The 15,704-nt window shown below is 61.7% G+C and carries 15 protein-coding genes and 1 pseudogene; 8 read left to right on the forward strand and 8 right to left on the reverse strand.

Features of this window, described 5'->3' with window-relative positions:
- The first annotated feature begins 74 nt into the window (after positions 1–74).
- The 3 genes from OSC50_RS19120 (at position 75) to fecA (ending at position 3,928) form a co-directional block, all read left to right on the forward strand.
- Entirely contained in the window at positions 75–563 is a 489-nt protein-coding gene (locus tag OSC50_RS19120; RefSeq protein ID WP_181078370.1) for a sigma-70 family RNA polymerase sigma factor, read from the forward strand.
- The gene (locus OSC50_RS19125) at positions 560–1,498 is read left to right on the forward strand and encodes a FecR domain-containing protein (protein ID WP_266248058.1); all 939 of its coding nucleotides are present in this window, start codon (positions 560–562) and stop codon (positions 1,496–1,498) included. The genes OSC50_RS19120 and OSC50_RS19125 overlap by 4 nt, the downstream gene beginning before the upstream one ends.
- A gap of 90 nt (positions 1,499–1,588) precedes the next feature.
- Positions 1,589–3,928: a TonB-dependent Fe(3+) dicitrate receptor FecA gene (gene fecA, locus OSC50_RS19130; RefSeq protein WP_266248056.1), complete on the forward strand. Its 2,340-nt coding sequence runs from the start codon at positions 1,589–1,591 to the stop codon at positions 3,926–3,928.
- Here fecA and OSC50_RS19135 read toward each other — a convergent pair whose 3' ends face one another.
- Positions 3,929–4,801 carry a LysR family transcriptional regulator gene (locus OSC50_RS19135; RefSeq protein ID WP_266248054.1) on the reverse strand — a complete coding sequence of 291 codons (873 nt, stop codon included), beginning with the start codon at positions 4,799–4,801 and terminating at the stop codon, positions 3,929–3,931. It abuts the gene before it with no gap.
- Positions 4,802–4,906: 105 nt separating this feature from the next.
- Between OSC50_RS19135 and OSC50_RS19140 the strand changes: the two genes are divergently transcribed.
- Complete coding sequence (locus OSC50_RS19140; protein ID WP_266248052.1) at positions 4,907–6,415, forward strand: MFS transporter; 1,509 nt, start codon at positions 4,907–4,909, stop codon at positions 6,413–6,415.
- Positions 6,416–6,475: 60 nt separating this feature from the next.
- Here OSC50_RS19140 and OSC50_RS19145 read toward each other — a convergent pair whose 3' ends face one another.
- Complete coding sequence (locus OSC50_RS19145) at positions 6,476–6,886, reverse strand: HPF/RaiA family ribosome-associated protein (protein ID WP_034096034.1); 411 nt, start codon at positions 6,884–6,886, stop codon at positions 6,476–6,478.
- Between the two features lie 214 nt (positions 6,887–7,100).
- Positions 7,101–8,048 (reverse strand): LysR substrate-binding domain-containing protein, encoded by a 948-nt coding sequence (locus OSC50_RS19150; protein WP_266248049.1) that lies wholly within the window; start codon positions 8,046–8,048, stop codon positions 7,101–7,103.
- Between the two features lie 137 nt (positions 8,049–8,185).
- On the opposite strand from OSC50_RS19150, the gene OSC50_RS19155 reads away from it, so the two are divergent.
- Both OSC50_RS19155 and OSC50_RS19160 read left to right on the forward strand, forming a co-directional pair.
- Positions 8,186–9,562, forward strand: a complete 1,377-nt coding sequence (locus OSC50_RS19155; protein ID WP_253510614.1) for an L-serine ammonia-lyase — start codon at positions 8,186–8,188, stop codon at positions 9,560–9,562.
- A 309-nt stretch (positions 9,563–9,871) separates the two neighbouring features.
- Positions 9,872–10,189 carry a DUF3509 domain-containing protein gene (locus OSC50_RS19160; protein WP_181078387.1) on the forward strand — a complete coding sequence of 106 codons (318 nt, stop codon included), beginning with the start codon at positions 9,872–9,874 and terminating at the stop codon, positions 10,187–10,189.
- Here the strand turns inward: OSC50_RS19160 and OSC50_RS19165 are convergent.
- The 3 genes and pseudogenes from OSC50_RS19165 to OSC50_RS19175 form a co-directional block, all read right to left on the reverse strand.
- The gene (locus OSC50_RS19165; protein ID WP_181078389.1) at positions 10,186–10,674 is read right to left on the reverse strand and encodes a phosphate-starvation-inducible protein PsiE; all 489 of its coding nucleotides are present in this window, start codon (positions 10,672–10,674) and stop codon (positions 10,186–10,188) included. The two genes, OSC50_RS19160 and OSC50_RS19165, sit on opposite strands and share 4 nt — an antisense overlap.
- A 168-nt stretch (positions 10,675–10,842) precedes the next feature.
- A pseudogene (locus OSC50_RS19170) lies at positions 10,843–11,103 on the reverse strand (type II toxin-antitoxin system RelE/ParE family toxin); the annotation flags it as partial.
- Positions 11,104–11,257: 154 nt separating this feature from the next.
- Positions 11,258–11,503, reverse strand: coding sequence for a DUF6124 family protein (locus OSC50_RS19175; RefSeq protein WP_181078393.1), 246 nt, complete (start codon positions 11,501–11,503; stop codon positions 11,258–11,260).
- A gap of 423 nt (positions 11,504–11,926) precedes the next feature.
- Here OSC50_RS19175 and OSC50_RS19180 point away from each other — a divergent pair, with 423 nt between their 5' ends.
- The gene (locus OSC50_RS19180; RefSeq protein ID WP_012722374.1) at positions 11,927–12,187 is read left to right on the forward strand and encodes a YebG family protein; all 261 of its coding nucleotides are present in this window, start codon (positions 11,927–11,929) and stop codon (positions 12,185–12,187) included.
- Between the two features lie 54 nt (positions 12,188–12,241).
- Here OSC50_RS19180 and OSC50_RS19185 read toward each other — a convergent pair whose 3' ends face one another.
- Positions 12,242–13,261, reverse strand: a complete 1,020-nt coding sequence (locus OSC50_RS19185; protein WP_181078395.1) for a Leu/Phe/Val dehydrogenase — start codon at positions 13,259–13,261, stop codon at positions 12,242–12,244.
- Between the two features lie 184 nt (positions 13,262–13,445).
- Here OSC50_RS19185 and OSC50_RS19190 point away from each other — a divergent pair, with 184 nt between their 5' ends.
- Complete coding sequence (locus OSC50_RS19190) at positions 13,446–14,249, forward strand: SirB1 family protein (RefSeq protein ID WP_253510612.1); 804 nt, start codon at positions 13,446–13,448, stop codon at positions 14,247–14,249.
- A 52-nt stretch (positions 14,250–14,301) separates the two neighbouring features.
- On the opposite strand, the gene OSC50_RS19195 is transcribed toward OSC50_RS19190, so the two are convergent.
- Positions 14,302–15,672, reverse strand: a complete 1,371-nt coding sequence (locus OSC50_RS19195) for an MFS transporter (protein WP_266248043.1) — start codon at positions 15,670–15,672, stop codon at positions 14,302–14,304.
- Positions 15,673–15,704 lie beyond the last annotated feature (32 nt).

Genomic DNA, 15,704 nt, shown 5'->3' on the forward strand with positions numbered 1-15,704 from the left:
AACCTCGGTGCCGGCCCTACAATGCGAACAATTCTTGTTCTCTAACGCCTGCCGATGCCTGCGGAGTGTTCGCGTTGTCGCCGTCCAACACCGTCGAAGTTTTGTACAACGACCATCATCACTGGCTCACGGGCTGGTTGCGACGCAAGCTCGGCTGCCCGGAAAGTGCCGCCGACCTGGCGCAGGACACCTTTATCCGCGTGCTCACCGCCCGCGAAACGCCCACACTGATCGAACCGCGCGCCTTCCTTACCACCGTCGCCAAGCGCGTGCTGTACAACTTCTATCGCCGCCAGGATCTGGAGCGCGCCTACCTCGACGCCCTCGCGCAGATGCCCGAGCAATTAGCACCCTCGGAAGAGGAACGCGCGATCATCCTGCAAACCCTGATGGAGCTGGATCAACTGCTCGACGGCCTGCCCGTCCAGGTTAAACGCGCCTTTCTGCTGGCCCAGCTCGACGGCCTCACTTACGCGCAGATCGGTGCCGAACTGGGCATCTCCATCGCCACCGTCAAACGCCACCTGCATAAAGCGGCACTGCGCTGCTACTTCGCCCTATGAACATTTCCAGCCATGTCGCCGACCAAGCCGTGCATTGGCTGCTGGAAATGCAGCAAGGCACGCTCACCCCACGTCAACAGGCGGCCTGGCAGCAGTGGTTGAACGCCCACAGCGAACACCAGCGCGCGTGGGAGCATATCCAACGCGTCAATCAGCGCCTGCGCGGCATGCCCTCGCCCCTCGCCCATGCAACGCTTACTGCTCCTACCAGCAGTCGGCGTCAGGCGCTGAAGCTGTTGTTGCTCCTGGGTGCCGGCTCGGCCGCGGACTGGGGCTTGCGCCGGCAGCACATCCTGCCGCCGCTGACTGCCGATTACCGCAGCCCCGTCGGCCAGCGCCGCCAGGTGCAGTTGGCGGACGGCAGCCAGCTGCAGCTCAACACCGGCAGCGCGGTGGATGTGCATTTCGATGGTGAACAACGCTTGGTGCGCCTGCTCGAAGGCGAGATCCTGCTCAGCGCCAACGCCGGCAGTTTCCCGCTGCAGGTACTGACCGGCCAGGGCCTGCTCAGCAGCCAGGCCGCGCGCGTCAATGTGCGTCAGTTCAACGACCACACTCAGGTGGCCGTGCTCAAAGGCCGCGTCGAGGTGATGCCCAACACCTACAGCGGCCTGCCGCTGGTGGTCGAAGCCGCGCGCCAGGTCAATTTCACCCGTAAGGGCTGGGATACCCCGCGCGCCACCGACGCCAACAGCGGCGCCTGGGCCGAAGGCATGCTGATGGCTGCGCATATGCGTCTGGAGGACTTCCTCGGCGAACTGGGCCGCTATCGCCGAGGCCAGCTCAACTGCGATCCGCAGGTAGCCAATCTGCTGATTTCCGGCAGCTACCCGCTGGATGACAGCGAACGCATTCTCGACCTGCTGGAAATCAGCCTGCCGGTGAAAGTCCGCCGCTTCACCCGCTACTGGGTCACGGTGCAGGCCCGCGCATAAATTATTTTTCAACACCGTGAGCCGTTTTCCGTACCTCGCGTGACAGAGAAGGAAAGCCCCCTTGATCCTTCCTTCTCAGGACCGCCCTTCATGCCCCAGCAACCGACCCTTCTTGCCCGCACCCTGCGCCAACTGCTGCTCGGCGCCAGCCTCAGCCTGACGGTGCTGCCGTCGGTCATGGCGGCCCAGACCCAGCCTTATCACATTGCCCCCGCCTCCCTTGAAGCAGCGTTGAATCAGTTTGGCCGCGAAGCCGGTGTGTTGATTTCGTTCGGCTCCGAGGTAACCGCCGGCCTGCAGAGTCGCGGCCTGTCCGGCAACTACAGCGCCGCCGACGGCCTGCAAACGTTGTTGGAAGGCACCGGCCTGCAAGCACGCGCCGAAGGCGCCAACGCCTACAGCGTGCAACCGGCCAGCGCGCCCGCGACCATTGAGCTGGGCACCTCCAGCGTGGTCGGCGACTGGCTCGGCGATGCGGCGCAGACCCATGTGTTCGAACACCCCGGCGCCCGTGACGTAATCCGCCGCGAAGACTTCGAACGCCAGGGCGCCACCCAGGCCCGCGACGTGCTCAACCGCATCCCCGGCGTCAACGCGCCGGACAACAACGGCACCGGTAGCCACGACATGGCGCTCAACTTCGGCATCCGTGGCCTCAACCCGCGCCTGGCTTCGCGCTCCACCGTGCTGATGGACGGCATTCCGGTGCCGTTCGCGCCGTATGGCCAGCCGCAGCTGTCCTTCGCGCCGATCAGCATGGGCAACATGGACGCGGTGGACGTAGTACGCGGTGGCGGTGCCGTACGCTACGGTCCGCAGAACGTCGGCGGCGTGGTCAACTTCGTGACCCGTGCGATTCCGGATGCGCCCACCGTCAAAGGCGGCCTGCAGACTGAAACCAGCCCATCCTCCAGCCACGATGGCTTCAAGACCACCGGCAACCTGCTGGCCGGCGGCACTGCCGACAATGGCCTGGGTGGCGCGCTGCTGTACTCCGGCACCCGTGGCGGCGATTGGCGCGAACACAGCGACACGCGCATCGACGACCTGATTCTCAAGGGCAAGTACCAGCTCGACGACGCCAACAGCTTCAACGCCATGGCGCAGTATTACGAAGGCCAGGCCGATATGCCGGGCGGCTTGAACGTCGCGGATTACAAGGCCGACCCGTATCAGTCCACCCGCCCCTACGACAAATTCTGGGGCCGCCGCACGATGTTAAACGTCGGCTACCGCTACGAGCAGGACCGTCGCGAGTTCACCGTCAACAGCTTCTTCACCAAGACCCTGCGCAGCGGCTACCTGGACCAGGGCTCGTTCCTGTCGTTGTCGCCGCGCGAATACTGGGTACGCGGTCTGGAAACCCGCTTCGCCCAGGGCTTCGACCTCGGCCCGACCAACCATGAAGTCGGCGTCGGCTACCGCTACATCAACGAAGCCGGCCACGAACTGCGCTACCGCACGCCGATCAACGCCAATAACCAGCAGATCCCGAGCACCGACAGCCGCAATGACCGGGACACCCGGGGCGGCACCGAAGCCAATGCGTTTTTCATCGATGACCGGATTGATATCGGCAAATGGACCTTAACCCCAGGCATTCGCTACGAGATGATCGAGTCCCAACAGACCAACAACCTCAGCAACGTCAAGTACAAGGGGGATTACAACACCGCGCTGCCGGCGCTCAATGTGCTGTATCACGTGACCGACGACTGGAACCTCTACGCCAACACCGAAGGCTCGTTCGGCAGCGTGCAGTACAGCCAGATGCCCAACCGCGTGACCAGCGGCGAAGTCAAACCGGAAAAAGCCCGCACCTGGGAGCTGGGCACCCGTTATGACGACGGTACCCTGCGCGCGGAAATCGGCGCGTTCCTGATCAACTTCGACAACCAGTACGAAAGCAACCAGACCAACGACTCGGTGATCGCCCGAGGCGAAACCCGGCACCAGGGCATCGAGACCAGCGTCAACTACGCGCTGGACGGTTTGAACCCGGCGCTGGCCGGCTTCGATGTCTATGCGTCCTACGCCTACGTCGACGCCACCATTCGCGAAGACGGCCCGAACAAAGGCAACCGCGTGCCCTTTTCCTCCAAGCACAAAGGCACGCTGGGCGTGGGTTACACCGAAGGTCGCTGGAAACTCAACCTGGACAGCAGCTACCAGAGCAGCCAGTTTGCCGACAATGCCAACACCCGCGCCGAAACCGCCGACGGCGCCAACGGACGCATCCCCGGCTACATGCTGTTCAGCAGTCGCGCGGCGTACGACTTCGGCCCGCAGCTGTCGGACCTGAACGTGGCCGTCGGGGTGAAAAATATCTTCAACAAGCAGTACTTCACCCGTTCGTTCGATGACAACAACAAGGGCAAATACGTCGGCGAACCGCGCACGGTGTATGTACAGACGTCCATCGCGTTCTGATCAGCTGCCCGCCAGGCACGACGGCGTGCCGGCCACCAGCGCATCGATGGCACAGCGCGTCTTGGCCGGCATGTGCGTGGCCGTCGGCCAGATCACATGGATCGGCGCAGGCTGCTCACGGCAATCCGGCAGCACCGCCTCCAATTGCCCACGCAGCACGTAATGCGCAATCAACCAACTCGGCAACCAAGCCAGGCCGACACCCGCAATCGCGGCATCGGCCACGGCCTGGAGGTCGTCCATGATCAACGGCGAGGCGATACCGGCACGCTGCGAGGGTTGGCTGCGGTACGCGATGCCACGGTGATTGGCGAGGTCTTCGACCCGCAGGATCGGCCCCAGGCGCTTGAGGTAAGCCGGGGACGCGGCCAGCCCCACCACCTGTTCGCCCAGGCGCCTGGCGCTGAGTCGATCGGTGTCGGGCAGCGCACCGATGCGTACGGCAATGTCGAATCCTTCCTGCGCCAGGTCCGTCAGTCGATCGGCGAAACAAATCTCCACCTCCAGCCCCGGATAACGGTCCATCAAGCCCCACAGCGCCGGCGCCGCATAGTGATGACCGAACGCCAACGGTACGCTCGCCCGCAGGCGCCCGCGCGGTTGCTGCCGACCGCTGTGCAGCACCGATTCGGCGGCCTCCAGTTCGGCTTGCGCGCGCAGACAATGCTCGTAGTACGCCTGGCCATCCTCAGTCAGACGCTGGCGACGGGTGGAGCGCTGCAACAGACAGGTGCCAAGCCGCGCCTCCAGCCGTGCCAGGCCCTTGCCGACGGCGGACCGGGTGAGGTTCAGGCGTTCGGCGGCCTCGGTCAGGTTGCCGCTTTCCACGATGTGTAGAAACAGTTCAACGCCATCGAAACGTGGAGTATTCATAGCTCGATTGTCGCCATTAATTCCCTTATCGAGGGAAAACTTATCACAAATAAAGAACCAGATTCCCTTGAAGATAGGCAGGTCATCCATCGCCAGGAAAACCCCATGTCAACCGCCCCGTCTTTAACCGCCCGCTCAACGCACCCCGCAAGACACGCCCTTGCCCTCACCGGGGTATGCCTGGTGGCATTGATGTTCGGGTTGGAAATCTCCAGCGTGCCGGTGATTCTGCCCACACTTGAGCGAGCCCTCGGCACAGGTTTCCAGGATGCACAGTGGGTTATGAACGCCTACACCCTGGCCTGCACCAGTGTGCTGATGGCGGCGGGCACCCTGGCTGATCGCTTTGGCCGCCGGCGCGTGCTGGTGCTGTGCCTGTGGGTATTCGGGCTGGCCTCGCTGGCCTGCGGGCTGGCCGACAGTGCCGCCACGCTGATCGCGGCGCGCTTCGTCCAGGGCATCGGCGCCGGCGCAATGATGATCTGTCAATTCGCGATTCTCTCGCACCTGTTCCGCGAACCGGCGGCGCGGGCACGGGCGTTCGCCATCTGGGGCGTGATCGCCGGTATCGGCCTGGGCTTCGGGCCGATGGTCGGCGCGCTGATCCTCGCGGTCGCGGATTGGCGTTGGGTGTTCCTGGTGCATGTGCCGCTGACGCTGTTCACCCTGGTACTGCTGCGCGTCAGCGTGCAGGAATCCCGCGATCCGGCCGCCCATCGCCTGGATATCGGCGGCATGCTGACCCTGACGTTGGCGGTGTTTGCCCTGGTGTATTTCATCACCCAGGGCAGCGAAAACGGTTTCGCTACGCCGATGATGCTGGGCTGGGCAGGCGTGTCGGTGCTCGCCTTGCTGTTGTTTGTGCTGATCGAACGGCGCAGTGCGCACCCGATGTTCGATTTTTCGGTATTCCGCATCCGCCGCTTCAACGGCGCGTTGATGGGGTCGATCGGCATGAACGTCAGTTTCTGGCCGTTCATGATCTACCTGCCGCTGTATTTCCAGTCCGGCCTGGGCTACGACACCCTGACCACCGGCCTGGCCCTGCTCGCCTACACCCTGCCGACCTTACTGGTGCCGCCCTTGGCCGAGAGGCTGGCATTGCGCCATGGCGCCGAGCGCATCATTCCATTGGGCCTGGGTTTGATGGGGGTGGGTTTTCTGGCGATGGCGGCCGTCAACCGAGTCGAGCACGCTGCTGTCGGGTGGGTGCTGGCCAGCTGTGTGATCGCCGGGGTGGGTCTGGCACTGATCAACTCGCCGACCACCAATACCACCACCGGTTCGGTGTCGGCTGATCGCGCGGGAATGGCCTCGGGCATCGATCTGAGCGCGCGCCTGATTACGTTGGCGCTCGCCATTGCGCTGATGGGCCTGGTGGTGTTGTTCGGCATTGGTCATTACCTGGCCGGCGTATTACCCACCAGTTCGGCGCAGGAATGGCGGGCCATCAGCCAGCACCTGGCGTCGGGCAAGCTTACCGCGGTGGGGCTGAGCTCGGCGGATGCGCAGGCGGCGCTGCGCCACGGAGCAGGCTGGGCGATGGTATTTGCCGGGCTGGGCGCGGCTGGACTTGGGCTATTGAGCAGGTATTTTTTCCGACGAACCCAGTAACGAAAAACGGGCCTGCATGTGCAGGCCCGTTTCCAGAGGGGATGACAGAACGGTCAGTGATCAGCCGTTGAAAACGGCGCGTTCTTTTTCCAGGAACTCCTGTTCAAGCTCATCTTCGTTGACTTTGGTGGTCGGCTGGCCTTTGCCGGCAGCGCGGGGCTTGCCTTGCAATTTGCCGAAGAGGTGTTCCAGCGCGTGGTCCAGCTTGGTCGCCGCACCGTCGATGGCCTGTTCCAGGGTATCGGCCTTGTGCAGGACCGACAGCGGTTGATGGCCTTTTGGCCGCGCTTCGAGGCGGCAACTCAGATCATGGGGGCCAGGCTTGTCGCCGTTCTCATCCCGCAGGTAGACCTCGACACGGGTCAGGTCTTCTTCATAACGTTCGAGCGTGCTCTCAATGGTAGTACGTACCCACTCCTCCAGTCGGATGCTGCTTTCAATATGGTTATCGCTATTGACTTGGATTTGCATAGTTCTTCCCTTATTTCAGCTAGCTCGCGAGAGGTCACAAACTGCAACACCGTTGTGGTGAAACCATGACCTCTTGATTACACAATTGAGCACCTGCGGAAACAATTCAACCCCTTTGCAAAGATAAATCCTACATTACAAATTAACCCTGACGACGAGCAAAAACACTGTTAGGGTGGGGAGTTAGTTACATCTTCTTACGTCCTCTCGATCGTCATAATTGCCCCTCTCCCAACGGGTGCACACTGCGAAAAACCGCCGCTTCCTCCACCAGCCAGTCATGCACCGCACGCACGCCTGGGTGGCTCAACGCGCCTGGGGCATACAGCAATACGTAGCGTTTGTGGTTCGGCACGGCAAGGCCGAACGGTACGATCAAGGTGCCGCGCTCCAGCTCATCATTGAGCAGGGTACGTCGTGCAATGGCCACGCCCATGCCGGCGATGGCCGCCTCGATGGTCAGATGGTTACGGTTGAAGGTGTGGCCGCGTCGCACATCGGCGTCGTGATAGCCGATGGCATTCAAGTAGAACTCCCACTCGGCGTACTCATAACTCCCACGCCAGGCGGTGATGTCGTGCAACAGCGGGAAATGCGCCAGGTCGGCGGGGCCGTGCAGCGGTGGCCGTCCGCGCAGCAGGCTCGGCGCGCACACAGGGAAGATCTGTTCGTCGAGCAAGGCTGTGGATAAAAGTCCAGGGTAGCTGCCGTCGTTGAGGTCGATGGCCAGGTCGAAGTCGCCTTCGTGCAGGGCGACGCTGCTATCTTCGGCGACCAAGCGCAGTTGGATATCCGGAAAGCGTTGCTGCAGACGCGGCAAGCGCGGGGTCAACCACTTGCCGAGAAACGACGGGATCGATCGCAGCCGCAAGGTGCCGCTGATCATGCCCGCGTCCAGCCGCTGCAACTCGGCGTCAATGCTGCCGTAGGCCTCCCCTACCGTCGCCGCTAATCGCTGCCCTTCGGCACTGAGTTCCACACCTCGGGCGCGCCGATGGAACAGGCGAAAGCCTAGGCGCTCCTCCAATTGACGAATCTGCTGACTCACCGCCCCCGGCGTGATGTGCAGTTCTTCGGCGCAGCGGGTGAACGACAAATGCCGCGCCGCACAGGAGAAAACATGCAGCCAGACGTAAGTCTGACCATGGAGTGGCCGAGCCATATGGTTTAGTCCTGCTAAAGAGTGTCTTAGGAGAATTCGTTGGTCAGTGGTGTTACAGGCGCTCAGTATCGCGCCAATTGCGCTCGTCCTACAAAAAATGGCAGCGATTCCTACTCCATTGCTTGTAAGGCTTTAGCATGGCTATCAGTGTTTTCGATCTATTCAAAATCGGCATCGGCCCGTCCAGCTCCCACACCGTCGGGCCCATGCGCGCGGCGGCGACCTTTGCCCAGGCGCTCACCGAGCAACAATTGCTCAGCCAAACGCGCCGGGTCGAAGTACGCCTGTACGGCTCGCTGTCCGCCACCGGCGTCGGCCACGCCACTGACCGCGCCTGCGTGATGGGGTTGATGGGCGAGTGGCCCGATCAGGTCGACCCTACCTCGATCAATCCGCGTATTCAGCAACTGCGCGACAGTGGCCGCTTACTGCTGGCAGGCACCGAGGACATTGCCTTCAACTGGCACACCGACCTGCTGCTGCTCGAAGAGAGCCTGCCCTACCACCCCAACGCCATGTCCCTGCACGCCTATGGCGACCATGGTCTGTTGTGTGAAGAAACGTATTACTCGGTGGGCGGAGGTTTCATCATCGAGGCTGCCGAGGCGGCGTCGGGCATCGCGCCGGTCAGCGATGTGGCATTGCCTTATGACTTTTCCAGCGCCGCCGAACTACTGGCCCTGTGCAAACAGCACGGCCTGCGGGTGTCGGAGCTGATGATGGCCAACGAACGGGCGTGGCGCAGTGACGAAGAGATCCACAGCGGCTTGCTGCATATCTGGTCCGTGATGCGCGAGTGCGTGGAACAAGGCCTGCGCGATGAAGGCATCCTGCCTGGCGGCCTCGACGTTCCGCGCCGCGCAGCGAAATTGCACCGTAGTCTGTTGGAAATCGGCAAACCAAATGTGATCACGTCCACCTTGTCGGCAATGGAATGGGTCAACCTGTTCGCCCTGGCCGTTAACGAAGAAAACGCCGCCGGGGGGCGTATGGTGACCGCGCCGACCAATGGCGCGGCCGGGATCATCCCGGCGGTGCTGCATTACTACATGAAGTTCAACGCCGACGCGTCCGACGATGACGTAGTCAATTTCTTCCTGGCGGCGGCGGCCGTCGGCATTTTGTGCAAGAAAAACGCTTCCATCTCCGGCGCCGAGGTCGGTTGCCAGGGCGAGGTCGGCTCAGCCTGCGCCATGGCCGCCGCCGGTCTGGCGGACATCCTCGGCGCCACACCCGAGCAATTGGAAAACGCCGCCGAAATCGGCCTGGAACATAACCTGGGCCTGACCTGCGACCCCGTCGGCGGCCTGGTGCAAGTGCCATGCATCGAGCGCAACGCCATCGCCGCGGTCAAGGCGATCAATGCCACTCAAATGGCCTTGCGCGGAGACGGCAAGCACTTCATTTCCCTCGACCGGGTGATCCGCACCATGCGCGACACCGGCGCCGACATGCATGACAAATACAAAGAGACCTCACGGGGCGGCCTGGCGGTGAGCTGGGTGGAATGCTGACTGCGCTGTGTGGGATCGTTTTGCTGACAGTGCCCTGAAATAGATCACGGGCCAGAAACAATTGTGGAAAGGGGCTTGCCCCCGTTATCGGCGTGTCAGCCAATAAATACTCAGCTGAAAGAGCGTTATCGGGGGCAAGCCCCTCCCACTTCAGGACGGTCGTTATACGGCACGGCCCTTGCTGTAAAGCTCTTGAGGCAAACGGAATTTGTGCCCCTCAGCGACGAAGTGGCCGGTGGTCAGGCGATGCGAACTAATCCTGACACCGGTCGTCAATGACTGCATGTTCTTATCAGGCGGTAACGCACCATGGACAATCCTTTTCAGATCATCACCGATACCTTCAGCCCAAAGTACCGCGTCAACTTGAGCATCCAACGGCTCGACGGCAGCATCATGCTCACCCTCTCGGATGAGACGGGCGTGGTGGCCAAGCGCATGATCAGCGCCGAGCAACGCAACGACCCCGAACGGCTCAAACGCCTGGTGCAGAGCATCCAGTTCGGAATCGCCATCGAGCAGGGCCACAGCGCCATGGAAATCCTGGCGGTGATGACCGACGGCGACAGCCACAAACTGATGCAGCCACCGCCGGCCCGCGACCTCCCGCTCAGCGTCGGGCTCTAGAGCTCGCCCTTCTCGGTCTCCAGGCTCGCCTCGCCCTTGCGGCGCGGGCCTTCGACCTTCACCGAGGGGAACGCCGACGACGCATAGCGCACCACCAGAATCGCGAACGCCAACAGCAGAATCCCGCCGCACAGGTAAATGATGCCCAGATCCGGCGGATTGTGGTGGGACACGTTCGAGATCAAAAGACGCGTGAGCGCGGTGATCGCCACATAGATCAGGAAGCGCACGGGCATGTGGTTGGTCTTGAAGTAAATCCCGACCATCGCGCCCAATTCCAGATAGATGAACAACAGCAGGATGTCATCGATCTTGATATGCCCGTTTTCCAGCATCCCCAGAAACTCCATCACCGCTGCCCAGGCGGTTACCGCGCCAATGGCGAACAGCGCCAGATAGTGGAACGACTCGACAAACAGATTACCCAGCGACTCGGCCAGGCCATGGACCTGGTGGCGCAGCTTTTCGGCCCAGTTGATTTTCACGATGATGCTTCCTTAGGTCGACTCGACCGGATAATGCGGGTTGGACGTGACGGTTGTTCTGCATGCAGAAAAAAGGCCAGAGGCGGGTATAAGATGATGGCGGGGTGACATGAGACACGTGGGAGGATGAGCAGAGTGGATACTTTGCCCATCCGAGAAGCGGATTTTTCAAGGATATCGCTGGCGGTCGTGTAAAACCGAGATGACCCGAATGTTGTCTGTCACTTTATAAACGACCAGATAATTCGGGTGTACCACCATCTCTCGCGTACCGATGACACGCCCAGGGCGGTAAAGATGGGGCCTACGAGAAAGAGCCAGCACGGAGGCTTCTATTGCTTGGTTTACCTCAAGCGCAGCAACTGGACTGCAGTCGCTGATGTAATCAGTAATTTGCCGGAGTTGCACCCGCGCTGCGGGAGCCCACTCAGCATCGCCTTACTTGCGTTTGGATTCGATGAAGAAGGAGTCTAGTCGCTGGAGTTTTACTGTCGTGCTCCGAGCGATGAAGTGAGCAACAGGAAAACTCGAAGCCATTTCTTGACCGCTCCCATAAACGCAGGAACGGTCAGAGGGCTTGGCATCAAACTGGTGCGACTTTCTCTAGCGCTTGGTCGACTAACAGACCGCCAATCTCAACCAACTGGTGAATGGCCAATACCAGACTTCGCTGCGGACCTTCAAGGTCGAATGCCAGCATATTAGCCATTTCACGGGCGCTGTTCAGGGTTTCGCTGGCGTTAGCCAGTAAGGTTTCTGTGTCAGCTTCAGGCGTAACGCTAAATAGCGTCGAATCGGTGGGCGAGGGGTTGGGAGTGATTTTTTTCATAGATTAGTTCCTTAGTTAAGAAACCATCACCGCCTGCCGCCAAGCAGGTTGGGTGACGGATTGCACAAGGTTGGCGGACCGGCAAGGAACAACCCGGCACCCCGAAGGGTCCATGCGCAACCCGCCATGACACAAGAATGCAAATGCAAAAAACGCCTGCAATCTTATAGGGGGGTTGTTGCGCTTCCTTGTTGGGCCGCCAAGCCCGCTAGCTGCATTTGCAGCGCCCGGTGAAAGTAAGCCACCGGACAAATCCAGCGCAACCCCGGCAAGTTGTCAGAAATTTCCGGTGTAGCAAACCCCCGTTTCCCAACTACATTAAAAAACTGCTACCCAAACCCCACGGTTTGGCTTACTCTTTTAGCTGTATATAAATACAGTAGTCGCAAAAGACAACTATCGTGAAGGCATGTGAGGTGGTGAATGGCCGTCGAAGTGGTATACCGCAGCAGCCGAGATCTGGAGCGTTTGTTCATGGATAAAGCCGAAGCTGACCGTCATGACAAAATGCTTGAACTCGCTGAGTTGCTGGCAGAAGTGTTGCAAAAAGCCGTGCCGTCTCTGAGCGAGCAGCAGGTGGAGGAAGCCGGGATCTACATGGCGAAGAATCGCGATGTATTTGCCAAGGCCTTCAAGAGCCAGCCGGACGCGCTGTCCGAGTTGCTGAACGCGCCGGCGGAATAAAGCCCGAATTGAACAGGCCCTGAATCGTTGATTCAGGGCCTTTTTAATAAGCGGTCATGGGTAGAGCAGACGCTCGGCCAGTTCATCGGCCACCCGCGCGGGTGAGCGTTTTTCGGCTTGGGCGTGGGCGTAGATTTCGGTCAGGCGTGTGGCAATGTTCGACAGGTGTGCCGTGATGGTGGGTAGCTCGGCGCCGCTGTGCTTGAGCGCGACGTAGATCAGGCCGCCGGAGTTGATCACATAGTCGGGCGCGTAAAGAATGCCGCGCCCCTCCAACTGATCGGCCACTTGCAGATTGGTCAGTTGCGCGCTGGCGGAACCGGCCACGGCGGCGCAGCGCAGTTGGGCAACGCTCTGGCGATTGAACACGGCCCCCAGGCCACAGGGCGCCAGGATGTCGCAGGGCGTACTGAGCAACGCGTCGTTGGCAATGGGGTGCGCGCCGAATTGTTCCATGGCCAGTTGCACCTTGCCGTGATCGATGTCGCTCACCAGCAACTCGGCGCCGGCCGCGTGCAGTTGTTCGGCGAGGGCATAGCCGACGTTGCCCAGGCCCTGGATCGCCACGCGCAGGCTTTCGAGGTTATCGCTGCCCAGGCGCGCCATGGCCGTGGCGCGGATGCCGGTAAACACGCCCATGGCGGCGTGGGGCGCAGGGTCGCCGGCGGCGCTGGTGCTGGTGACGAAGCGGGTCTGTTGAGCGATGCAATCCATGTCGGCCACCGAGGTGCCGCTGTCGATGGCGGTGATATAGCGACCGTCGAGTTGTTCCACGCAGCGCCCGAACGCTTCGAACAGCGCCGCACGGTTTTCCACATGAGCAGGCCGCAGGATCACTGCCGTGCCACCGCCCACCGGCAGGCCGGCCAGTGCTGCCTTGTAGCTCATGCCCTGGGCCAGGCGCGCGGCATCGGCCACGGCACTTTCGTCGTCGGGGTAGGCAAGGTAACGACAGCCGCCCAGGGCAGGCCCCAGGCGGCTGTTGTGAATGGCTATGACCGCCTTCAAGCCTGTCACCGGGTCGATGCTCAGGTGCAGCGATTCAAGGCGGGTGCTGTGCATGAGAGCAAACATCGTCGAGCTCCCGAATCACTTCTTGTGTCGCCAAGTATAGGCTCGCGGTAGAAAACTGCCGAAGCGCGCGGGAATAAGTCGTCCGATTTTGTAGGTTCTGCGACATAAGCCCGCAGGATCTTTCTTAAGTTACTGGACGAAAATTCCCAGCAAGGCTAAAACGGGGCATCCGCCGGAGAACGCAATGAAGCCCCGCCAAGCCTTTTTCGCCTGCCTGGAACGCTCGCCCCCTGCACTGTTCGAGGCCGCGCTATGGATTGCCGCTGAACATGACGCAACCGTGCAACCGTTACAGATTCTGCAGGAACTGGGGTTGCTGCAACAGCAAGTGAGCGCAGGCATGCCCGTGCTGCCGGCGGATGAGCTGGGCCAACCACTGCTGCGGCGCATGAACGACCTGGGGTTTGCCCAGGATGACCTCACCCCCCTGCGCCCCGCGGCCGCACTGTTGGATAAAGTCCTGCTGCGCAAACGCGGGCAGCCTCTGGCCGTAGGCTTGATCGCCATGGAGCTGGCGCGTCGCCTGCATCTTCCCATGGTCGGCGTGAATTTCCCTGGACACTTCCTGCTGCGGGTGCCCGGCGCCGACCATCTGCTGGACCCTTGCGGCGGTCGACGCCTGTACCCCAACGACTGTCGCGAACTGCTGCAACGCCAATATGGTCCCCATCTCAAACTACAGGCCCACCACCTGCTCACCGCAGAGCCACGGTTGATCCTGCAACGCTTGTCGCGCAACCTGCGCCAGTTGCACCTGGCCAATGACGATCCGCTGGCCGCGCTGATCGACGCCGAGCGCGTGCTGGAACTGGGCAACGCCAGCGCTGCGGACTACCTGGCGCGGGCCAGCCTGTATCAACGCCTGGACTGCCCCAACGCCGAACGCTTCGACCTGGAACATGCGCTGCTGCTCAGTGAAGACCCGATCCAACGCCTGCGCCTGACCGAGCGGTTGGGGCATTTGCCGCCCAACACGGTGGTGCATTGACGGACGCTTTGGCTCTGGTTAAGACGCCAGTTTTGCGTGGTGAGCGCGCCCGTCAGTGATTGACCGGCGTCTTGAGGATATCGCCATGCAACGGGTTCCTCGGCGTCCCGGCAGCCGGCGAGCGCACCTGGATAATCAATAACGCTGCCATCACCGCTGGAATAGCGCAGAAAAAGAAAATCTGCTGCACGGGCATGTGCAGCGCGAGCAACAGACTCCCTAATAATGGCCCAAGGATCGAACCGAAGCGCCCCACCCCCAACGCCCAGCCCGTGCCGGTGGCGCGCACATGGGCCGGGTAGAAGTTGCTGGCGAAGGCATTGAGGGTCAGTTGCCCGCCGATGATGCAGAAGCCGGCGGCAAACACGCATGCCACCAGGTAACGCGGATTGTCGTGGTTCAGGCCCAACAGTACGGTGCACAGCGCCGCAGCCAGCAGCACGCCAAAAAGCAGGCGCACTTTGTTCTTAAGGCGGTCGGCAAACCAGGCCATGCCGATCGCACCGATGGTGCCGGCAAACAGGAACATCGACGTCACCAGGTTGGCTTGCTTAAGCGCCAGGCCACTTTCCAGCAGCAGCGACGGCAGCCAGCTGATCATGAAATACAGCAGGATCAGGCTGACAAAAAAGGTCGCCCAGATCAGCAAGGTCGGCCGCGCGTAACCGTGCCGAAACAACTCCACCACCGTCAGTTGACTGCCGCGTGTTTGCGCGTCGTCAGCCGCACTTGCCAGCGGCGGTTGCCAGTCGGGCAACAGGCGTGCCGTAACCCGTTGCAAACGCCGATAGGGCGGCGCATCCCGCAGCAGACGCGGGAGGGATTCGGGCAGCAGCCAAACGAGGAATGGAAACAGCAGCAGCGGCGTGACGCCTCCGGCCAGGAACACCGCTTCCCAGCCGTAGTGCTCGATAAACCCCGCAGCCACGAACCCGCCCGCCGCGCCGCCGAACGAAAAGCCACAAGCGGCCAAGGTCACCATCAAGGTGCGCAGGCGCGGCGGCGAATAGTCTGACATCAACGCCATGGCACTGGGCATCGCGCCGCCCATGCCGATCCCGCAAATGAACCGCGCGGCCATCAGCGTGGTCAGCGAGTCGGCGAACACCATCAACACCGTGAGGCTGGCGTAGATCAGCACGCAGGCCAGCAGAACCCGCCGTACACCGAAGCGGTCCGCCAGCGGCGTTACCAACAGTGAACCGAGGGTCAGCCCCAGCAGGTTGGCACTGAACACCGGGCCGAACGCGGGCTTTTCCAGCCCCCAGTCCGCGGCCAGCGCCGGCACCACGTAGCCCAGCACCTGGGCATCGTAGCCGTCGGTCACCAGCAGTAACGCCAGCAACAGGAGGATCAGCCACTGGTAGCGCGACACCGGACGGGCGTCGAGTGCCGCGCGAAAGCTGGCAATCTGAGAGTGCATCGCAAGGTACCTGTTTATTTTTATGGGTGTCA

The organism is Pseudomonas quebecensis, from assembly GCF_026410085.1.
GTDB classification, from domain to species: domain Bacteria; phylum Pseudomonadota; class Gammaproteobacteria; order Pseudomonadales; family Pseudomonadaceae; genus Aquipseudomonas; species Aquipseudomonas quebecensis.